This window comes from Sporomusa acidovorans (assembly GCF_900101845.1).
Classification (GTDB): Bacteria; Bacillota; Negativicutes; order Sporomusales; family Sporomusaceae; genus Sporomusa; species Sporomusa acidovorans.
This window is the reverse complement of the sequence record NZ_FNAM01000008.1, coordinates 17,855-38,088: the sequence shown is the minus strand read 5'-3', so window position 1 is coordinate 38,088 and position 20,234 is coordinate 17,855. Positions and strand designations below refer to the sequence as shown.

Genomic DNA, 20,234 nt, shown 5'->3' with positions numbered 1-20,234 from the left:
GTTATTGAAACGACAGCGTGCAGAGGGAGTAAATTATGAGTAAAATAGTGCCAGGGCGGCGGATAACGCTTGCCGAAGTAAGACAGTTAGCGATTGCCGCCAGGAAGAAAATTTCGCAGGCGGCTCAGGCGTTGGAGCGGGAGGCAACTTTATACCTGCACTGGTCCGCCGGCCATTATCACCAGCATTATGACGATTATCATATCAGTATTGATGAGGATGGCAGTATGTATGCCACGACCGATGATTTATCCGCCGTGCTATCCCATACTTGGCGCCGAAATAGCGGAGCGGTTGGCATTGTGCTGGCGTGTGGCGCTTTTGCCACGGTAAACGATTTAGGCGGTGAGCCGCCGACAGATGCGCAGATTGAAAGTATGTCCATGGTGATTGCGGTAATCGCTGACGTTCTGGACATTCCTATTGATGCTGACCATGTTATGACGCACGCGGAGGCAGCCGACCTTGACGGGTATGGTCCGGCGACGACTTGCGAACGCTGGGACCTGGCAATCCTAAAAAATGGCGACAAATGGATGAGCGGCGGCAATACGTTGCGGGGCAAAGCAAATTGGTATCAACAAAACGGTATATAGGAACTCTTTGTGGGAATTATATAGATGCATAAGCAACGGAATGCTCCCCCGTGCTGGCAAATAGTAGGATTTTATGTATTGACAAGATCATGGTTTTTCTGTAGTATAAAAATTACAATACTAGTAAATTTATATTTTTGAGTTAGGTGCCAATTAGGGCTTAATAGGGAAGACCGGTTAAAAGCCGGCGCGGTCCCGCCACTGTAACGGGGAGCAAGCTTAAGATATACCACTGGGACAACAGGTCTTGGGAAGGTTTAAGCGAGCGACGATCCGGAGTCAGGAGAACTGCCTAGCTGACAATCACCGTTTTTTGACCCACGCGGTATGGGGAGGGGATTACAGCAAGTGGCTGAATTCACTCCTGGTATTTTTATATCAGGAGATTTTTATTAGCCTACTGTAGAAAAAACTCCCGGCTGCTTCGGCGTCCGGGAGTTTTTTGACAATAACATAGCGACAGAGCTAGGCGCCGACAGGCTTAATAGGGAAGACCGGTGAAAGACCGGCGCGGTCCCGCCACTGTAATGGGGAGCATACTCAAGAGATGCCACTGGAAGATTTTTTTCTGGGAAGGTTTGAGTAAGCCATGAACCGGAGTCAGGAGAACTGCCTAGCTAACAGTCACCGTTTTTACCCACGAGGTATGGGGAGGGGATTATAGCAGGCACAGGTTTTGTCAAATTTGCAGCCGGTAGACCTTCCTTCACGATAAGGGAGGTCTATTTTTATTTAACTACACACGACTTAAGGAGATGGAAACGATGTCAGCAAGGTTCGTTAAATATTCCGCCATACGAACGGGTATCATTGTATTTTTGGGATTGCTGGTAGCTTTTGCCGGCGGCTGTGCCGGGAAAAGTCAGGTTCCCAATCAACCGCCGGTCAGCAGCGGCCAATTTACAGACAGTACGGGTTATGTGCTTACCCTGCCGCAGAAACCGCAAAAAATTGTGTCCCTGTTAAGCAGCACGGATGAAATCCTTATGGGTTTGGTAGCGCCGGAGCGCATTGCCGCCTTAACCTATCTGGCTGATGACAGCGGTATTTCCAATATTAGCGGGCAGGCGAAAGCTGTTTCGCGAAAAATACGGGCTAATGCCGAAAGTGTTATTGCCCTGCAGCCTGATCTGGTGATTATTTCTGATTGGCAGCCGCCCGAATTAATACAAACACTGCGGGAGACGGGGATGCCCGTGTATGTCTATAAAATGCCGACCAGCATTGCTGAGATCAAACAAGCGATTATGGCTATCGCCCAGGTGGTTGGTGAGGACGAGGCCGGCAGCCGTCTGGTAGCCGAAATGGATCAACAACTGGCGCAAATTGCCGGGCAGGTAAAACAGGTTCCTGACGACAAACGGCAGGTGATCATCCGGTATACCGTAATGGGGGGAAGCGATGGCAAAGGCAGTACCTTTGACGATATCTGCCGGCATGCCGGTGTGGTGAACGGTGCGGCTGCTGCCGGTTTGGAGATGAATGACAGTTTAACGAAAGAACAGCTTGTTGCCGTTAATCCTGATATAATTTTGCTCCCTCTTTGGGACTATGCCGGCAAAACCGATCTGCAAAAACTGGCCGTTGAGTTACAGGAAGACCCGGCTCTTCAAGGGGTAAAAGCCATTCGCCGGCACAAGCTGATTTCGGTGCCTGATAGTCATTTGGTTTGCACATCGCAGTATATTGTGCAAGGTGTATGGGATGTAGCCAGGGTTGCTTATCCGGATTATGTTAAGGATGAATAAAACTAAGTTTTTTCTTTTTATTATAGAGGGAAACTGGGAGACTAAGCATTTGGGGGCGCGTATTGCCGGAAACGAATGTTGATTGTCGTGAGTGAAAGAACGGAGTGATGGACAAAACGTATGTTGAGTATGTTGATTTTGGGTTTGACCGGACAGTGTAATTTTGCCTGCAAATATTGTTATGCCGAACATCCCGCAGAAACCATGAATACTGCCACTGCCATTGCTGCCCTGGAATTGACGGCGGCCGACGGGCAGCCTTTTGCCCTGCAGTTTAGCGGCGGTGAGCCTTTGCTTAATTTTCCGGTTCTGCAGGCAGTGATTCGCTATGTACGGGAAAATGGCCTGCCTGTTATTATGCAGCTGCAGACCAATGCGTCACTGCTGACCAGAGAAATGGCCGCCGTCTTGAAAGCCGGCCAGGTAGGCATCGGGATCAGTCTTGACGGACGCTTGGACAGTAATGACCGGCAGCGTTGCCTGCCGGATGGCCGGGGAACTTGCAGCCAGATTCTTAACGGTGTCTGCAAGCTGGCGGAACAAGGTATGGCCGCCGGCATTACCTGTGTTGTTACCCGGGAAAATGCAGCTAAGTTGAGCGGCCTGGTGGAAATGGCCTATTACCTGGGAAATATCCGGCGGATTGGCTTTGATCTGTTGCGCGCTCAAGGAAGGGGCGCCGGGATGGCGGCACCTTCGTCCGAGGCTGTATGGCAGGGGGTGGAAGAAGCGTTTCAGACAGGAAAAGATCTGGCGGAAAAGACCGACAGAACTATTCTGTTTTCTCAGATTGAGCGGGTAGATAAACTGGCGAACAATCGAATGCAGGGGTTTGGCCACTGCCACGCAATGAATGGCGAGGCGGTTTTTGTTGATGCAGGCGGCAGTTTATATGCCTGTGCTTCGCTGGCGGGTCAGCCGGATTTTTACCTGGGGCATGTGAAAACAGGGCTGGATACTGCCAGACAGCAAAAAGTAGCGGCATTAATTTCCAATGAAATGAGTTTTTGCCGGCGATGTCCCTCTTTTTCACTGTGCGGCGGTGCCTGTTTTGCCCGTTGGTACGGAGCAGGCTGCGGCAGTCAGGGTTATGCCGCCGAATGCGCCTTAAAACAGGTGGCAATTGAATGGTATCTAAAGCATGAAGGGCAGGGGAGAAAAATAGATGAGAGTTGCGTTGCTGCATGTAGATGTTAGTGGCGGTCCGGAAAGCCACAATCTGGAGATTCTAAGCGAGGGTATTGGCGTGGCGGCGGCAGCGGGAGCCAGCTGGGTTGTTACACCGGAAACGGCGGTGCAGGGATATTTTTTTGCTTGTGAGCGGGAAAGCAAGCTCATTGAAGTGCCGGTTCAGCCCTCAGCAAAGATTGAGCCTATTCTAAAATCGGCAGCTAAACACCGGCTGACGGTATTCTTAGGCTGTGCCGAGCGGGATGCGGTGACAGGCAAGCATTATAACAGCTGCCTGGTGATTGGCCCTGATGGCACTGTAATTGGCCGTCACCGGAAAAAACAAGCCCATAAGGGCGTTTCCGAAGGCTGGGCGGCAAAAGGAGAAATGCTGGAGCCGGTAAAATGCGGGGACAGAACGGCTGGCATTCTGATTTGCGCCGACTCCTGGTATGCAGAAAATGCCGTTGAATTGGCCGGTAAAGGCGCCGAGATCCTGGTTGTTCCTGCCGCCTGGCCGCCCAATGGCTGCGGCGGCCCGCCGGAAAACGCCTGGAAAAGGGCTTCAAGGGCCAGCGGGCGTGCGCTATGGGTGTGTAATCAGACAGGCAAGCAGGAGCGACTGGATTTTACCCATGCGCAAAGCGCGGTAGTCGTTTCCGGAGAAATGCGGCTGGCCTATGCCGGCAAGCCGGCGGTTCTTGTATTTGACTGGGATTTTGCCAAAGAGTGCGTCGGCCCGGGTCAGTTTGCCGTATTGCCAATATAATTGCAAAGCGAAAAGAGGATTAGACATGAATTTGTGGATACAGGGGAGGGAGCAAGCATTGAAATTATGCACCTTAGCAACCGGTGATTCGGTTTACCGGTATTATAAAAGCATCGTGATTCCGTTTGAACAACCGCGCAAGGTAAGCAGTACGGCTGTTGTCAACGGCGGTTACCGGGAGGATTTGACAGCGGTATTTAACAATGACTGCAATCCCGGTGCCGGCATGGCTTGTACGATGCGCGCGCCTACTTACCAGGAGCATATGCGGCTGATTGCCGAGGAAATCGGGCTTGACCCGGCGACAACTGCCGGCATGGGCACGGCGGCTTCTATGGAAAATGTGGCGATATATACGGAGTGCTATGAGAATCTGACGGTAACGGCCATTGTCACCGGCGGCGTGGAGGTTAATGGCGGACGGGTCGGTGATCCGACCGATTATTTTCAGCCTATCGACAAAAGCGCGGTGGAAAAACCCGGCACCATAAATATTATGCTGGTCATTGACGCCGATTTGCCGCCGGGAATTTTGAACCGGGCTATGGTTACCTGTACGGAGGCGAAGACAGCGGCATTGCAGGAATTGATGGTTGGCAGCCATTACTCGACAGGTTTGGCTACCGGTTCAGGCACCGACCAGACCATTGTGATTGCCAATCCTGCTTCGTCGCTCTATCTGGAAAGCGCCGGCAAGCACTCGAAGCTGGGGGAACTGATCGGCCGGACGGTGCTGCCGGCAGTTAAAGAGGCCTTATGTAAGCAGACTAAATTGTCGCCGCGGCAGCAGCACAGTATGCTGCGCCGGTTTAAACGGTACGGTATTGTGGAAGAAAGTTTGTGGCAGGCTTATGCCGGCGGTAACGCTAAGGCGGTTAGTAAGCCTAAATTTATGGATGTACTTTATCAGGTCGATCGAGACGGTTATGTTGTAACTTATGCAGCTTTGTATATACATCTTTTAGATGAATTCCAGTGGAAGCTATTATCCGCTGTGGAAGTGCGGCAGGCCGGCAATGAACTGCTTAGGGCGGCAGCCGGCAAATTTGGGGTGGAAGCGCCGGTTATCGCCGAGGCAAGCGTAGAGGCTTGTTTAAAATTCTGGACAATTTTGCTGATCAATATTCTTAGAGCAAAATGCCGGGAAGCCAACGGGGAGTTGAGCGAAGGTGAAGCATAAGGCTGTGTATCCGTTTACTGCTATTGTCGGACAAGAGGACATGAAGCTGGCACTTATTTTAAATGTAATTAATCCATTGTTGGGCGGGGTATTGATCAAAGGGGAAAAAGGTACTGCTAAATCTACGGCTGTTAGAGCACTGGCTGATTTATTGCCGGCCATGGCGGTAAGTAAAAACTGTCCGTTTCATTGCGATCCGGCCGATAGCGGCCATTTATGCGACAATTGCCGGGACAAGGCGGGACAGGAAAATGGTTTGCCGGTGCAGACAGTCAAAATGCGAGTGGTAGAACTGCCTGTCAGCGCGACAGAGGACCGGGTGGTTGGCACACTGGACATCGAACATGCCATTAAACAAGGGGAAAAGAAATTTGACCCCGGCATTTTGGCCCAGGCGAACCGTAATATTTTGATATGCAGTATGCCGTAGAATGCGGCGAGCGCCGCTTTTTGCCAGGCATACTTGCCAGGGCTCATAAGCATATCCTCTATATTGATGAAGTGAATTTATTGCGCCGCGATTTTTTAGGAGCGCTCTTAGATGCGGCGGCCACCGGGCAGCAGCAGGTGGAACGCGAAGGAATTTCCTGTGTGCAGGAAGCCGCCTGTATTCTCATCGGTACTATGAATCCGGAAGAGGGAGCCCTGTCACCGCAGGACTTGGACCGGTTTGGTTTATATGCCGCTGTCAGCAGCGAACAGGACGCGGCCGTACGGGCAGAAATTATGCGGCGTATTCTTGACTATGAAGCGAACCCGGAAGAGTTTGTGCGGCGTTATGCGGCGGCTACGGCATCAATCAGCCGGCAGGTGGCGGCTGCTAAAAAGCAGTTGCCCGGTATTGCTATCTCTGAACCCATGATGCTGCTTGCCGCTCAAATGTGTGCCAAAGCCCATTCGGCAGGTCACCGGGCGGAACTGTTCTTGCTGGAAGCTGCCCGGGGTATTGCGGCCCTTGCCGGGCGCACTTATTTGCTGCCGGCAGATCTCGATGAAGCCGCCGGTTATGTACTGCCGCAGCGCAGGCGTCAGGAGGAACAGCCTTTTCCGTCCGAATCGCCGGAGCAAGAGCAAAACCAGGAACGACCGCCTGATGATTCTTTTGATGATCAGCACAATAATCAGCCACCTCCGCCAGGAGAGCGGCAGGAGCAGGAAAAACCGGAGAAACAGGACGAACTGTCTGGCGGGCAGCCGGAAAATCAGGGCAGCGATCGGGAAAAAGTGGCGGATATTGACACAACTTTTCCCTTTATTTCCATAGACTTATCGTTGGCGCAGGATCGCCAGGAGCGCCGCGGCAGCGGCAAACGCAGTTTAACTCGGACTGATAGTAAGCAGGGACGTTATGTGCGTTCCGCTATCCCACATGGGCCGGTGACCGATTTAGCCTTTGACGCTACTTTACGGGCGGCTGTGCTTTATCAGAGATTTCGTAAGAGAAACAAATGCGCCATTGCTATTGAGCAGGAAGATTTGCGGCAAAAAATCCGTGAAAAGCGAATCGGCAGCACCTTCCTCTTCGTTGTGGATGCCAGTGGCTCCATGGGGGCGCGTGAGCGGATGCGGGCTGTCAAGGGGGCCGTGTGCTCCATGCTGCAGGATGCCTATCAGAAGCGGGACCAGGTAGGCTTGATTGCTTTCCGGCGGCATACCGCCGAGGTGCTGTTGCCCATTACCCGCAGTGTCGATCTGGCGCAAAAATGTCTGCGCCGCCTGCCGACAGGCGGAAAAACGCCGCTGGCGGCAGGATTGTCAACAGCTCTAAAAGTGCTGGCCTCTCGTCGGCAAAAAGACCGGGAAATGAAGCCGGTATTGGTACTTGTTACCGATGGACGGGCCAATGCTGCCGTCACCGGCGGTGGTGGCGGAATGGACGAAGCCTTGAAAGCAGCGGAAAAAATCAATCGGGTAGGCGTACAGAGTGTGGTCATTGATACCGAGCGGGATTTTGTTAAGCTGGGTCTGGCACGGAATGTGGCCAGGAAGATGGGTTCTGCCTACTACAGCCTGCAGGAATTATCGGAACAGAACATTATGTATATTGTTAAGAATTTGTCTTAGCAATGTGCATGCTGGAATACGGAGGAGAAGAAATGAGCTTTATAGCGGAATGTTTTAGTGTGTTTCATAAAGGCGGGCCGGTCATGTACCTGATTCTGGCCTGTTCTTTGATAGTGGTATCAATTGGCGTGGAGCGTTTTTTATACTTTAGAAAAATGAACACCGATATGCACAAGTTTATTGGGCAGCTGACGCTTTTGCTGGAACAGAGCAATTGGCCGGCAGCCGGTGAGTTATGCTGTAAAACCCAAGGCGTTGCCGCCATGGTGGCTGCTAAGGGCATTGGTTATTGGCGGTGCGGCTGCCGGAATATGGAAAGTGTCCTTGAAGGAGAAGCATCGTTGGCTGTTGCCAATTTGCGGGCCAATTTAAGTCACTTGGATACGATCGTTACGATTGCGCCGCTGTTAGGTCTCCTGGGAACCGTTGTCGGGATGATTAGCTCGTTCAGTGTCATGAATATCAAAGCCGGTCAGCCGCAGGCCATAACCGGCGGCGTGGGCGAGGCGCTTGTCGCGACCGCCTCCGGTTTGTGTGTAGCCACTTTGTCGATGGTTGTTTACAGTTATTTTAATCACCGGTTGGACCAGTTTATTACTCAGATTGAGCAGACCTGTCTGGTGATTATCGGGCACGTCAAACAGGAGCAAGATCATGAAATTGCGTAACTTGCGGTCAGAACACCAGCCTAAGCTAATGATTATTCCGATGATTGATATTATTTTCTTTTTGTTGGTATTTTTTATTATGAGTACCCTCTATATGGTTGATCAGCAGATTATTCCCGTTAATTTGCCGCAGGCGGCTTCGGCGCAGAGCGAGAGGCCGCGCAGTGTGGCTGTTATTGTTACGAAAGACGGCAGGATTATGTTTGATCAGGAGGATGTGCCGCTGGAACTGGTAAAGAAGCGGGTACAAATGGAGCTTGGCAAACAAAACGATGTGGTTTTCGTATTGCGATCCGACAAAATGGCGGAATATGGCAAGGTTGTGGCTGTTCTTGATGAATTGAAACTGGCGGGGGCGCACCGGGTGGCTATTGCGACGGAAAGGAAGGATAAATAATGAAGCGGGAGGGAGGTTCACGCTGGCAAAAAGCCTGGATTGTTTCGGTTATACTGCATGTTATTGTGTTAGCAGGTGCAGGCTGGATGGTGAGTAAGGCTTTGGTGCCTGTGGAGCTGCCGGAAACCTTAATTGAGCTGGAATTGTCAAATGAGCCGGATAGTCCGCAGGGGGGAGGGGGAGCATCCTTACCTGACCAGGGGGCGGCAAGCAGTGCGGCACCGGCAAACCAGCCGCAGCAGCCGGCAGCACTGCCAGTTATGCAGCAAGTTGCCCAGCCGTTTTCGCAGGCAGCGATGGCGGAACCTGCGGCTGTAGAGGCGGTAGTGGCTGTCAGTAGCATGTCGCTCGAGTCTGTTGACACCAGCGCTATTGTCCCGGCCGGTAACGCCGCAAGTGGCGCCGGGGAATCGTCGTCAGGCGGCTACGGCACAGGCGCAGGTTCGGATTTAGGCTCAGGCTCAGGCTCGGGCTCAGGTTCAGGTTCAGGCACAGGCTCAGGTTCAGGCACAGGCTCAGGTTCAGGCACAGGCTCAGGTTCAGGCTCGGACATTATTCGCCCCAGCATTCTCTCGCAACGGAAACCGCCGTATCCGGAAGCAGCACGCCAGGCAGGCATTGAAGGCACGGTAGTGATTAGAGTGGAAGTTTTGGAGAATGGACGTGCCGGTGAGGTGAGTGTCATCAGCAGCAGCGGCTCAGACCTTTTGGATGAGGCTGCTGTGGAAGCCGTTCAGCGTTGGCGGTTTGTGCCGGCTAAGGTGAGGGAAACCGGACAAAAAATTGCTTGTACAGTTAAAGTGCCGATAAATTTTGAACTTAGTTCGTGATCTTATAGGGGGATTCCATCTGTACGAAAATCTGAACAATTTTAATGGGTAAGAGGTTTGTAACATGATTCAAATAAGCAATTTGGTCAAAAAATTTGGTGAACGTACCGCGGTTGATGGAATTTCGCTGAATATTGGGCAAGGAGAAATTTTTGGCCTATTGGGACCAAACGGAGCAGGCAAAACGACAACGATCAGGATGTTAACCATGCTAACCCGCCCTACCGCCGGTACGCTAAATATTAATGGCTGGCAATTGCCGCAGGATGAGCAAAAAATCAAGCAGATAATTGGCATTGTACCGCAGCATTTTAATCTGGATACCGATTTGACTGCCCAGGAAAACCTGGAACTGCATGGCAGGCTGCAGCATATCCCGGAGAAAAAACGCCAGCAGCGTATAGGTGAACTCTTGGCATATGTTGAACTGGCCGAGCGGGCCGATGATAAGGTACAGAACCTTTCCGGCGGTATGAAGCGGCGGCTGATGATTGCCAGGGCGCTGTTACATGAGCCGCAAGTATTGTTTCTTGATGAACCGACAGTCGGCCTTGACCCTCAGGTTCGGCGACGGTTATGGGATTTAATCAGACGCATGGCGGGTGACAAGCTGACCGTCCTGCTGACAACCCATTACATCGAGGAAGCCGAGTTTTTATGCGGCAGAGTGGCCATTCTGGAAAAAGGCAGGCTGATTGCCCTTAACAGTCCCTCGGCCTTATGTCGGCGTTTAGGTGTGTATGTGGTGGAGTGGAATATTGATGAAGGCCGCCAAACCAAGTTTTTTCACACCCGGGAAGAAGCGGCTGCGTTTGCGGGAAAATTGACGATGACAACTACTATTAGGCGTTCCAATCTGGAAGATGTATTTGTGGAGTTGACTGGCAGAAAGGTGGCTGGCTAATGTTACAGGATATGGCAACGGTGTTTTGGCGGGACTGGATTGTGCTGCAGCGGCGGCTGGGAACTTTTATCTTTTCCCGCATGATCACGCCGGTTTTATACTTGGTGGCTTTTGGCTGGGGTGTAGGCCGGAGTGTACAGGTCAGCCAGGGCAATTATCTGGATTATATTGTGCCGGGCATTTTGGCGCTCAATTCTATGAATATTAGCTTTAACTCAGTCGCCTCGCCGCTTAATATGAGCCGGTTATATCATAAAACGCTGGAGGAATATTTAGTTGCCCCGATTAGTTCTATTGCTTTTATCACCGGCAAGGTATTGGCAGGAGCCTTGCGCGGTATGATTTCCTCTGCCATTATTATTCTTTTGTCTTATGCGTTTGGAGCTAAATTTCAAATAAATATGCTATTTTGGCTTGCCATTATCTTAAATTGTTTGGTCTTTTCCAGCCTGGGATTTGTGGCGGCGATGCTGATTAATTCCCATGAAGATATGGGGAATTTCAGTACCTATGTGCTGCTGCCAATGTCGTTTCTTTGCGCTACTTTCTTCAGCATTGACAAATTGCCGGTCATGGTCCGGTGGGTACTGGAGCTGCTGCCGCTGACTCATGCCAGTCATGCCCTCAGAGCCATCGGCAGCGGCGGTGAGGCGTCGGGCATGTCCTGGCTGGTTATGCTGGTGTATATCGGCGTGCTGCTGGCTATCAGTGTCTGGACCATGGAAAAGGTGCGCGAGTAATCAGAGGGGATTTGCCTTTAGTAATAGTAAATTTAAAAAGGAGCGAGATTTATAATGCAAAAGAAGTTAGGTAAAACTGTTTTCGCGACTATGCTGATTGCAGGTGTTGGCTTGAGTGGCGTGGCAAGTGCTGCAACTGCTGAAAATTCCCCGCAGGATTTTGACTTAGATCAAATAATTGTAACAGCACAAAGGTACGAAAAAAAAGATGTAGATGTTGCGGCATCGACTGATATTTATACGACGGAAGATTTAAAAAACACCGGGGCGGTAAATCTGTATGAAGCATTAAAGTATACAACTGGTATAGAGGTGCAGGGCTATGGAACAGCTGGATCTTCTATGGGAAATATGACAAGTAAATTAGTAATTCGGGGCGTGGGGAATGGAACGCTTGTGTTGGTTAATGGAACACCGATTAACATACGAGGAACTTATGATTTAAGTGATATTCCGGTAGAAAATGTTGAGAGAGTAGAAGTAATCCGGGGCGGCGGTTCGGTCCTTTATGGCAGCGAGGCAACTGGCGGCGTTATTAATATTATTACGAAAAAAGAAAGAGAAAATTATGTCAAATCATCTTTTGGCAATTTTAATCAGCAAGATCACAGCGTAAGTCTGCAAGCCGGAAAATTAGGAATAGGCTATCAATATTCCAAATGGGGAACCAGAGAGCATGTTGCCAGTGACGGCAAAACATGGAAAGGTCCGGAGAATAATAACGTTAGTTTAAATTACCGGTTTGATGATAAGCTGAGTTTATTTTATAATCGCATAGATTCGAAATATCATTATATTACGAAAACAACAGATACTCGGCAAGATGTTGAGCGCAATAACGCTCAATTAAATTATGCGGATGAGCATATGAAGGCAACCTTGTATTATGTTGACCGGACTAGAATGAAAAATGCAGTAACCTTAAAATCCGGCAAAGTAAGCAAAGATAAGGAAAAAAATGATAATCTGGGCTTTGATCTGCAAAAAGACTGGAATATCGGGGATGCAAAGCTATTATTCGGCACTTCCTACCAAGATGAAGAATATACACCTTCCGGTGAAAGCGAACAGTCCAGAAATAATTTTTCGGCATATGCGCAGTATGAAAAGCCGCTTAACGAACGGAATACAATGATTATAAGTGCACGTGAGTCGTGGACAACCGGTGCTCCCCAAAATTACAATAATACAAATTTCAGTGGGCAAGGACAAATTATTCATAAATTAGGAAAAGAAGAAAATTTGTATTTGAACATTGGACAATCCTATAAAATGCCGTATTTGCATCAGATTTATAGCACAAAAGAAGGAGCAGATTTAAAACCGCAAACAGGGATGCACTATGAGATAGGTTGGAAAAAGAATACGAATGATCATCGCTGGCGAGTTGCTTTATTCAATTATTCTATCAAAGATAACATTACCGCAGAATGGGATTCGGCAAAAGACGATTTTGTCTATGACAATGAAGATCTGAAAAATACGGGTATTGAACTTTCCTGTGATATTACCGGCAACAGTGGCTGGACCTATAATTGGGGAGTAAGTTACGGTAACCCGCGGACCAAGACTATAGACGCTGGCATATCCAGTGGCTGGATACGTGATTATGCACGTCTGCAAGTGACCGGCGGCGCAACTTATCAAAAAGATAAATGGCGTACCAGTTTGAATGCAACTTATCTAGGGGAAAGGGCTTCTGATGGAAACGATGTGAAGCCATATTTGCTAACAAACTTGAACGTAAACTACAGTTTGACGAAAAATAGTGATATTTTTCTTAGCGTAAACAATGTTTTGGATCGTGACGATATTGTCTATTCGGGTGCTACCGATTATTATGTTGCACCCTGCAATTTCTTATTAGGTTACAAATTAAGTTTTTAAAGCGATATACTTTTTGTTATTTTGCAGCTTTATTACATTTGAATTGAGTGAGGGACCGGGAAATAATAACCTTCGAAGCTTGCAGCTATAAAGGGTCTTTTGGTGTTGTGCCGAAAAAATATAGTAATAAATTGTATAATTGCTTTTTGCTTTTGTTGTGACTTAATGGGGGATAAAGTGAGCGAAACAAGTAAAGAGATACCTATGATTTCTTTTAGGAATATTCTTACAATTACATATCCGGTAGTACTTTCCATGCTTTCAGTAAATATCATGATTTTTGTCGATCGGACCTTTGTAGCGCACTATAATCTTACTCAGTTTGCCGCCATGATGCCGGCCGGCTCTTTGGCTACGGCGATTTCCTGTATTTTTACGGGTGCCGTAAGTTACGTTTCAGTACTTATAGCACAATACTACGGTGCCCGCAGATATAGCGACTGTTCAGCCGCTATGTGGCAGGGCGTGTATCTGAGTATGTTTTTTTTGGTATTGCTAGGCCTGCTATCTGTTGTTGCCGCCGATATCTTTCGAATCATGGGGCATGACGGTGAACTAGTAAAATACGAAGTTGAATATTTTTATCTGATTATACTGGCGAATTGTATCCAAATTTTTTCTGCGGCATTTTCCGGTTTTTATCGTGGTATTGGCGATACCAAAATCATCATGTATGTGGGTGTTGCCACGAACGTTATAAATATGGTACTGGACTGGCTGTTGATTTTCGGTAATTGCGGTTTAACCGCGAGGGGAATAGCCGGAGCGGGATTGGCAACAATGATAAGTTGCACAATTGGCCTTGTTTTGTATGCATTTCTGTTAAACAAAAATACTTTTAAACATAAGTATAAGACGTTAAGCACGTACGGATTTGATAGAAAATTGCTTTATAAGTTGTTGAAATTCGGCTCGTTTGCCGGGGTGCAGGCTTTCGTTGAAACAGGATATTTCAGTTTTCTGTTGCTTATTATCGGCAAAACAGGTGAATTCACCTTAACCTGTGCCAATATTGCTTTTTCCATTGAAGCAATTTCGATATTGCCGATTATCGGCATCACTACGGCAGTCGGTATTATTGCCGGTCAGGAGAGAGGGGCCAAAAGACTGGACAATATTACGGCAGTGATGAAAAAAGGAATGGTAATCGGGATCTGTTTTAATTTTTTCATTATTGGGTTATATAATTTATTTCCCGAGTTTTTGATTTCGATTTTTACCGACGAACAGGGGCAAGGCAATATTCGCTATATAAATGCGGCAACGATTCCGTTGGTGAGGCTGACATCCGTATGGCTGGTGTTTGATACCGTTTATTTAACGATAGGCAGTGTGCTGCAGTCAATGGGCGATACCAAATTTATGATGCTAATTTACGCAACTGTTCCGTTTCTGTTTTATGTCATTCTGCCGTTTATACTCTGTGTTTGGGCAGAATTCTCAATGATTTGGCTGTGGATTGCATTAACAGGATATAGCATAATTATGGCGGTTTTAGTAACAAATCGGTTTCTTGGCGGTCACTGGAAAAGGATCAGCATTATTTGATCCTGCAGGTAGGTTTGACAAATATATTAATAATCCCGGCAAGTACTCTATGTTTGGTTAGACTTTCCGAAAGTGCGCAGTATTATCGAGTCAGATGCCCTTAGGGGCTTAGAAAAGAACGGTTCGAAAATTAATATTGAAAGAAATGAGGCGATATCGTTTGATGCAAGCACAAACTGCGAAAAAGAAAGCCATCGTCGTCGTTAGTTTTGGCACGTCTTATCCGGAAACATTGAAGCTGAATATTGAAAGCGTGGAAAACCGCATTCGTGAAGCTTTTCCCGACTATGAGGTACGACGGGCCTTTACTTCCCGTACCGTTATCAGTCTGTTGGCGAAGAGGGATGGGGTTCGGACTGATAATGAAGTTCAAGCCTTGGAACGCTTGCGGACCGACGGGTTTCAGGAGGTGTATATCCAGCCGCTGCATATTGTGCCTGGGGCAGAATATGATAAGATCCGAAGAATGGTTAACCAATATGCCCATGCCAAAGACAGGGCGTTTGAAAAAATCCGGTTAAGCCGTCCGCTGCTCTATGCCATGGGACAGGACAATCATCCTGATGACTATGAAATTGCCATAAAAGCGTTAGCATCCCAGTTGCCGGAGTTCGAGCCGGCGAGTGCTGTTGTACTTATGGGGCACGGCGGAATGCATCCGGCTAATGCCGCCTATGGCGTGTTTCAGTTAAAATTGGAAGATGCCGGACTTGCGAATACTTATATTTATACGGTAGAAGGCTATCCGTCTTTGGACAGAATTATCGGCAAGCTCAAACAAAAACAGGTAAAAAAGGTTACGCTGATGCCGTTTTTGCTGGTAGCCGGCGACCATGCAGCTAAGGACATGGCGGGTGAGGCTGAGGATTCTGCCAAATCTCAGTTATTGGCAGCCGGTTTTGAGGTTGACGTATATTTCCGTGGTTTAGGTGAAAATAAAGCTTTTCAGGATATTTATGTAGCCCATCTCCAAGCCGCCATCGACCATCCGCCGCATGGACATATCATTTAAAGGAGAGTTGCAAATGAAACGGTATATGAGAGTAGGAATATTGCTGGCTATTATTGTGTGCTGCAGTATTATTCCCTGCCTCGCCAGCGAGCGGGTAAAAATCTATACATTATCGACCGGTGACGCGGTTTACCGGCAGGACACCAGTATTTTTGTCAATTTTACCAATCCCAGAGATGTGTTGAGTACATCTTTGTTAAACGGAGGATATCAGAAACATCTGAGCGCCGTTTTTAATCACGACATGAAAGGGGCTGCCGGCGTAGATGCAACTACTTATCTGGGTTACCTCCAGGATGTGGCAAGGTCTTTGGGGCTTGATCCCGGCAGGGTAACCGGCATGGGTACGGCCGCTTCTATGGACAATGTCGCTATTCAGACCGAGAGTTATAAAACACTTACCGTGACAGCCATCGTTACGGGCGGGGTGGAAGGCAACGGCGGCCGGGCCGGTGATCCGGCAACTTACTTTAATCCCGGGGAAAAAACAACTTTGCATAAGCCGGGAACAATTAACATAATGCTGGTTATTGACGCCGATATTCCCCCGGCTACAATGGCCCGGGCGCTGGTAACCTGTACGGAGGCCAAAACAGCCGCCTTACAGGAACTGATGGCCGGCAGCAAATATTCGAGTGGGCTGGCCACCGGTTCGGGAACAGATCAAACTATGATTATTACTAATCCGGGGTCATCACTATACTTGGAGGATTCAGGAAAACATTCTAAATTAGGTGAACTGATCGGCTGCACAGTGAAACAGGCAGTAAAGGAAGCTTTGTTGCGGCAGACCGGATTGTCCCCTCAGAAGCAGCATAGTGTGCTGCGGCGTATGAATCGTTACGGCGTTACGCAGGAAACGCTGTATCAGGAATATTTGCATGCTTACGGAATGATTGACAGGCAGCAGTTTTTAGCGTTTCTCGAGCAGCTGGACAAGGAGCCGGCGCTGGTAACCGGCACATCTCTGTATGTTCACTTATTGGATCAATTTCAATGGCGATTGTTGAGCGGCGACGAATTAATCCAGGCAGGCAATGATCTGCTTGTATTGACAGCCGGTAAATACCGGGTTTCACCGTCTGTCCCGTCTTCTTCGGAACTGGCACCAAGTATTCAGGCTTGGTCCTCCCTAATCGTAAAAATTTTAGCGGCCAGGATCGATGCCGCGAAATGATAGATTTTCTAACCCGTGAGGTAATTCGCATTAGATCCGGGATGCTGGGATTTTTCTCAAGGCCGGAAAGCTTATCAGGATACCGGTGCTTTTTTGTGGGAGAAAATTGCAGCCGGGTAGTGGCATGGAATTAGCGGGAGTTGATTGTGATGGGGAAAATTATTTTTATCGTTAATACCGATCTTCGTTATACCTTGGCCAGAGCGAAACAAATGGCTGAGGAGGAAGGGCGGTTTCCGGGTGAAGGGGAAATTTATATTATTGAGAAGGAAACTGTCTGGGATGAGGAATGGGCCAATAAGCTGACCGGCGCCAAGGTTGTCATCGTCAAATGGATGGGGCTGGGAATTGACGCGCCGTTTTTCCGGGAAGCCCGCCGTTTTTTTCGGCAACATAACATACTCTATAAAATTACCGCCGGTGATGAGGCTGACGAACAGGATTCTGCGGGATTTAACGCTGACGACCATCACTGCCTGGAGCAGTATGAAACTTATGGCGGTCTGGAAAATTATAAAAATTTATGGCTGTGGCTGTTTCAACGGTTTACCCAGGCTGCAGGTGATTTTGAGCCGCCAATGCCGCAGCTATGGCATGGCATTTATCATCCGCGGGCTGGACAGGCCTATACCGATTTGGCGGAATATGCACTGGCCTTTTGCCGGCCAAGTCGCCTAACCATTGGCTTCTTGTTTTATCGCAATGAATGGCTGATGGATAACCTTGCCTACCCCAAGGCAGTGATTGAGGAATGTGAGCGGCAGGGCTTTAATGTGATTGCCGTGTTTAGCGATGGCATTGCCAATTCTGAGCTGGGTGCGCCGGGATTGGAGGAAGCAATCCGTAAGTACTTTATGAAAGACGGTAAGACCTGTATTGATGTCATGATAATATTTTGATTACTGTTCAGCCGCCGCGCGGTTTTGGCGAAGATCCGGGCAAAATTTATCACTCGTCTGATGCAGCGCCGACTCATTATTATTTGGCTTATTATTATTGGCTGCGGGATATCTGGCAGGCAGATGCCGTTGTTCATGTCGGGACGCATGGCTCTCTGGAATGGCTGCCGGGCAAAGGGACCGGCCTGTCACGGGATTGCTATCCGGATATTGCGCTTGGCGACCTGCCGAATATTTATCCGTATATTGTTACCATTGTCGGTGAAGGCGTACAGGCTAAGCGGCGCGGGGCAGCCTGTCTGATTGATTATCTGACACCGCCCATGAGCAATGCCGGTACGTATGACGAACTGGAGGAATTAGAAAAGCTGGTTGATGAGTATTGCCAGCTCCAGATTAATCAGCCGGAAAAAGCCGAAAGTGCCATTGACTTGATACGGAAAAAAGTTGTGGTGGCGCATTTGGATCAGGATATTGCTCAAGGGGATGATGAAGAGTTCAGCGCCTATGTTGGCAGAATTCATGCGTATGTGACCGATATCAAGAACATGCAGATCCGCGTTGGCCTGCATATCCTCGGTAGTCCACCGCAGGGCGAAGTATTGCGGGAATATCTGCTGGCGCTAACCCGGCTTGAGAACGGCCAGGTGCCTTCCCTGGCCCGGCTGCTGGCCAAAAAGGACGGCTATAATTATTATGAACTCTTGGAGAACAGTGCACAACTTGTAGAAGGGAAAAATATTACCTGCGGCACTCTGGCAGACCGTATACGCGCGGCCAGTGCGGAAATTATAGAAACACTGATGGAGCGGGATTTTGCGGAAGAGGCGGTAGAAGATGTATGTAAGCTGCGTGACTACGGACAAATGGCCATGGATTTGCAGGCTGATATGCGCACGATATGCCGCTATATCTGCACCGATATTGCGCCTAATCTTGGCAAAACCGTACAGGAAATGACCAATACCCTTAAGGCGCTGGCCGGTGAGTTTATCGAGCCGTCACCGGCCGGTGCGCCAACAAGCGGCCGGGCGGATGTGTTGCCGACAGGGCGAAATTTTTATGGTATTGATCCGCGGATGCTGTCGTCCAGGGTCACCTGGGAGACAGGCAAAAAAATGGCCGATGCGGTGATTCATGATTATATTGCGGCTGAGGGACGCTATCCTGAGTCAATCGGGATCATTCTTTGGGCCGGCGCCAATATGCGGACGCATGGCGAATGCATCGGGCAATTTTTGTATCTGCTGGGTATCCGGCCGGTTTGGCAGAAAGGCAGCGGGCCGGGTCGTCGGTTTGGAGATTATGCCGCTTGACGAACTGCAGCGGCCGAGAATTGACGTTACCGGACGGCTCAGCGGCCTGCTGAGGGACAGTATGCCCTGTGCGGTTGCCTGGATGGATCAAGCAGTTCACATGGCGGCCGGGCTTGAGGAGAGCCCGGAGATGAACTATGTGCGTAAGCATGCAATGGAAGATACTCTTTATCTCGAGAAAACGGGGCTTAGTGTGCAAGAAGCAAGAAAGCAGGCAGAGTATCGGCTGTTTGGTTGTCCGCCGGGGGGCTATGGCGCCGGTGTAGCCAATGTATTGGAAGAAAAAAATTGGAAAACGGTTGACGATTTGGCAAAAGTTTATATACGCTGGGGCGCGCATGTGTACGGACAACAGGAACAAGGGAAATATCTGCCGGAGTTGTTTAAACGGCGCCTAAGCACAATCGACGCGACCATTCATAATGAGGATAACCGGGAGATCAGCATCCTGAATTCTGATGACTTTAACTCGTATCATGGCGGCATGATTGCTGCGGTACGCAGTATCCGGGGAAAAGCGCCGCGTTCTTATTGCGGCGACAGCACGGATAAAAGCCATGTGATTATGCGCAGCCTGCAGGCTGAAATTAAGCGCTTGTTCCGCGGCGAGGCGATGAATCCGAAGTTTATCGAAGGGATGAAGAAACATGGCTACAAAGGTGCGGCGGATTTGGCGAACTATGTAGCGCATAGCTATCAGTGGGATGCGACCAGTGAGGTTATGGAAGACTGGATGTATGAGCAATATGCCCAAAAATATGCGCTTGATCCGGCCATGCGGGAATGGATGCGGGACGTTAATCCCTGGGCGCTGCAGAGAATTGCCGAATCATTGCTGGAAGCGCAGCAGCGCGGTATGTGGAATACGACAGAGGAAATGGTCAAAGAGTTGCAGAATATTTATCTTTCCATTGAAGGAGAGCTTGAGGAACGCTGTGACGGTTAGAACCTGCAAGAATTATTTGACAATCCAGGGAAAATAATGGTAAAATGAATAAAAATGAATATAGCCGAATCAGGTGCCCTTAGGGGCTTAATAGGGAAGACCGGTGCAATACCGGCGCGGTCCCGCCACTGTAATGGGGAGTGAACCCAAGGATAATGCCACTGGGACGAAAGTCTTGGGAAGGTTTGGGAAAGCTATGATCCAGAGCCAGGAGAACTGCCTGTTTAAGATCGCCGTTTTAACCCACGAGTGATGGGGAGGAGATTACAGTTGCATTTGCTTGTTTGGACGGGTAACCGTAATTAAGCAAGTGCGTTAATTAGCTGAATTTACTCCTGGTCATTGACCAGGAGTTTTTATTTGGTTTTGTGGTCGATAAACCT

Annotated in this window: 19 protein-coding genes and 3 riboswitches; all 19 genes read left to right on the top strand. The window is 49.0% G+C overall.

Annotated features, from left to right (window positions below; all coding sequences use genetic code 11):
- Window positions 1-35: 35 nt before the first annotated feature.
- A complete protein-coding gene (locus BLR65_RS07655; RefSeq protein ID WP_093793603.1) occupies window positions 36-596 on the top strand; it encodes a peptidoglycan recognition protein family protein in 561 nt (186 codons plus the stop codon).
- A gap of 127 nt (window positions 597-723) precedes the next feature.
- Window positions 724-906, top strand: a riboswitch (cobalamin riboswitch).
- A 140-nt stretch (window positions 907-1,046) separates the two neighbouring features.
- A riboswitch (cobalamin riboswitch) is annotated at window positions 1,047-1,227 on the top strand.
- A gap of 133 nt (window positions 1,228-1,360) precedes the next feature.
- Entirely contained in the window at window positions 1,361-2,344 is a 984-nt protein-coding gene (locus BLR65_RS07650) for an ABC transporter substrate-binding protein (protein WP_169716940.1), read from the top strand.
- Between the two features lie 120 nt (window positions 2,345-2,464).
- Entirely contained in the window at window positions 2,465-3,541 is a 1,077-nt protein-coding gene (locus BLR65_RS07645; RefSeq protein WP_093793601.1) for a radical SAM/SPASM domain-containing protein, read from the top strand.
- Window positions 3,510-4,283, top strand: a complete 774-nt coding sequence (locus tag BLR65_RS07640) for a carbon-nitrogen hydrolase family protein (RefSeq protein ID WP_093793600.1) — start codon at window positions 3,510-3,512, stop codon at window positions 4,281-4,283. The genes BLR65_RS07645 and BLR65_RS07640 overlap by 32 nt, the downstream gene beginning before the upstream one ends.
- Before the next feature lie 25 nt (window positions 4,284-4,308).
- Window positions 4,309-5,463 (top strand): adenosylcobinamide amidohydrolase, encoded by a 1,155-nt coding sequence (locus tag BLR65_RS07635; protein WP_245692587.1) that lies wholly within the window; start codon window positions 4,309-4,311, stop codon window positions 5,461-5,463.
- Complete coding sequence (locus tag BLR65_RS30810) at window positions 5,453-5,893, top strand: magnesium chelatase ATPase subunit I (protein WP_245692586.1); 441 nt, start codon at window positions 5,453-5,455, stop codon at window positions 5,891-5,893. Before BLR65_RS07635 ends, BLR65_RS30810 begins: the two co-directional genes overlap by 11 nt.
- On the top strand, window positions 5,878-7,527 hold the full coding sequence (locus tag BLR65_RS30805) for a VWA domain-containing protein (RefSeq protein WP_245692585.1): 1,650 nt from the start codon (window positions 5,878-5,880) through the stop codon (window positions 7,525-7,527). The genes BLR65_RS30810 and BLR65_RS30805 overlap by 16 nt, the downstream gene beginning before the upstream one ends.
- Window positions 7,528-7,559: 32 nt before the next feature.
- Window positions 7,560-8,195, top strand: coding sequence for a MotA/TolQ/ExbB proton channel family protein (locus BLR65_RS07625; protein WP_093793598.1), 636 nt, complete (start codon window positions 7,560-7,562; stop codon window positions 8,193-8,195).
- Window positions 8,182-8,592 (top strand): ExbD/TolR family protein, encoded by a 411-nt coding sequence (locus tag BLR65_RS07620; protein WP_093793597.1) that lies wholly within the window; start codon window positions 8,182-8,184, stop codon window positions 8,590-8,592. The genes BLR65_RS07625 and BLR65_RS07620 overlap by 14 nt, the downstream gene beginning before the upstream one ends.
- A complete protein-coding gene (locus tag BLR65_RS07615; RefSeq protein WP_093793596.1) occupies window positions 8,592-9,422 on the top strand; it encodes an energy transducer TonB in 831 nt (276 codons plus the stop codon). The genes BLR65_RS07620 and BLR65_RS07615 overlap by 1 nt, the downstream gene beginning before the upstream one ends.
- A 64-nt stretch (window positions 9,423-9,486) precedes the next feature.
- The gene (locus tag BLR65_RS07610; protein WP_093793595.1) at window positions 9,487-10,326 is read left to right on the top strand and encodes an ABC transporter ATP-binding protein; all 840 of its coding nucleotides are present in this window, start codon (window positions 9,487-9,489) and stop codon (window positions 10,324-10,326) included.
- Window positions 10,326-11,066, top strand: coding sequence for an ABC transporter permease (locus BLR65_RS07605; protein ID WP_093793594.1), 741 nt, complete (start codon window positions 10,326-10,328; stop codon window positions 11,064-11,066). Before BLR65_RS07610 ends, BLR65_RS07605 begins: the two co-directional genes overlap by 1 nt.
- 54 nt (window positions 11,067-11,120) lie before the next feature.
- Window positions 11,121-12,953, top strand: coding sequence for a TonB-dependent receptor plug domain-containing protein (locus tag BLR65_RS07600; RefSeq protein ID WP_093793593.1), 1,833 nt, complete (start codon window positions 11,121-11,123; stop codon window positions 12,951-12,953).
- Window positions 12,954-13,130: 177 nt separating this feature from the next.
- Window positions 13,131-14,501 (top strand): MATE family efflux transporter, encoded by a 1,371-nt coding sequence (locus tag BLR65_RS07595; RefSeq protein ID WP_169716939.1) that lies wholly within the window; start codon window positions 13,131-13,133, stop codon window positions 14,499-14,501.
- Between the two features lie 163 nt (window positions 14,502-14,664).
- Window positions 14,665-15,513 carry a sirohydrochlorin cobaltochelatase gene (locus BLR65_RS07590; RefSeq protein ID WP_093793591.1) on the top strand — a complete coding sequence of 283 codons (849 nt, stop codon included), beginning with the start codon at window positions 14,665-14,667 and terminating at the stop codon, window positions 15,511-15,513.
- 13 nt (window positions 15,514-15,526) lie between these two features.
- Window positions 15,527-16,690, top strand: coding sequence for an adenosylcobinamide amidohydrolase (locus BLR65_RS07585; protein WP_245692584.1), 1,164 nt, complete (start codon window positions 15,527-15,529; stop codon window positions 16,688-16,690).
- 149 nt (window positions 16,691-16,839) lie between these two features.
- Complete coding sequence (locus BLR65_RS30800) at window positions 16,840-17,589, top strand: cobaltochelatase subunit CobN (RefSeq protein WP_245692582.1); 750 nt, start codon at window positions 16,840-16,842, stop codon at window positions 17,587-17,589.
- Window positions 17,586-18,905, top strand: coding sequence for a cobaltochelatase subunit CobN (locus BLR65_RS30795; RefSeq protein WP_245692580.1), 1,320 nt, complete (start codon window positions 17,586-17,588; stop codon window positions 18,903-18,905). Before BLR65_RS30800 ends, BLR65_RS30795 begins: the two co-directional genes overlap by 4 nt.
- A complete protein-coding gene (locus BLR65_RS30790; protein WP_245692578.1) occupies window positions 18,805-19,851 on the top strand; it encodes a cobaltochelatase subunit CobN in 1,047 nt (348 codons plus the stop codon). The genes BLR65_RS30795 and BLR65_RS30790 overlap by 101 nt, the downstream gene beginning before the upstream one ends.
- A gap of 54 nt (window positions 19,852-19,905) precedes the next feature.
- A riboswitch (cobalamin riboswitch) is annotated at window positions 19,906-20,089 on the top strand.
- The last annotated feature ends 145 nt before the right edge of the window (window positions 20,090-20,234 follow it).

Excerpts from the sequence above, each read along its gene's own strand:
- BLR65_RS07655 (WP_093793603.1), top strand. The coding sequence starts at position 36 with ATGAGTAAAATAGTGCCAGGGCGGCGGATAACGCTTGCCGAAGTAAGA.
- BLR65_RS07650 (WP_169716940.1), top strand. The coding sequence starts at position 1,361 with ATGTCAGCAAGGTTCGTTAAATATTCCGCCATACGAACGGGTATCATT.
- BLR65_RS07645 (WP_093793601.1), top strand. The coding sequence starts at position 2,465 with ATGTTGAGTATGTTGATTTTGGGTTTGACCGGACAGTGTAATTTTGCC.
- BLR65_RS07640 (WP_093793600.1), top strand. The coding sequence starts at position 3,510 with ATGAGAGTTGCGTTGCTGCATGTAGATGTTAGTGGCGGTCCGGAAAGC.
- BLR65_RS07635 (WP_245692587.1), top strand. The coding sequence starts at position 4,309 with ATGAATTTGTGGATACAGGGGAGGGAGCAAGCATTGAAATTATGCACC.
- BLR65_RS30805 (WP_245692585.1), top strand. The coding sequence starts at position 5,878 with ATGCAGTATGCCGTAGAATGCGGCGAGCGCCGCTTTTTGCCAGGCATA.
- BLR65_RS07625 (WP_093793598.1), top strand. The coding sequence starts at position 7,560 with ATGAGCTTTATAGCGGAATGTTTTAGTGTGTTTCATAAAGGCGGGCCG.
- BLR65_RS07620 (WP_093793597.1), top strand. The coding sequence starts at position 8,182 with ATGAAATTGCGTAACTTGCGGTCAGAACACCAGCCTAAGCTAATGATT.
- BLR65_RS07615 (WP_093793596.1), top strand. The coding sequence starts at position 8,592 with ATGAAGCGGGAGGGAGGTTCACGCTGGCAAAAAGCCTGGATTGTTTCG.
- BLR65_RS07610 (WP_093793595.1), top strand. The coding sequence starts at position 9,487 with ATGATTCAAATAAGCAATTTGGTCAAAAAATTTGGTGAACGTACCGCG.
- BLR65_RS07605 (WP_093793594.1), top strand. The coding sequence starts at position 10,326 with ATGTTACAGGATATGGCAACGGTGTTTTGGCGGGACTGGATTGTGCTG.
- BLR65_RS07600 (WP_093793593.1), top strand. The coding sequence starts at position 11,121 with ATGCAAAAGAAGTTAGGTAAAACTGTTTTCGCGACTATGCTGATTGCA.
- BLR65_RS07590 (WP_093793591.1), top strand. The coding sequence starts at position 14,665 with ATGCAAGCACAAACTGCGAAAAAGAAAGCCATCGTCGTCGTTAGTTTT.
- BLR65_RS07585 (WP_245692584.1), top strand. The coding sequence starts at position 15,527 with ATGAAACGGTATATGAGAGTAGGAATATTGCTGGCTATTATTGTGTGC.
- BLR65_RS30800 (WP_245692582.1), top strand. The coding sequence starts at position 16,840 with ATGGGGAAAATTATTTTTATCGTTAATACCGATCTTCGTTATACCTTG.
- BLR65_RS30790 (WP_245692578.1), top strand. The coding sequence starts at position 18,805 with ATGGCGAATGCATCGGGCAATTTTTGTATCTGCTGGGTATCCGGCCGG.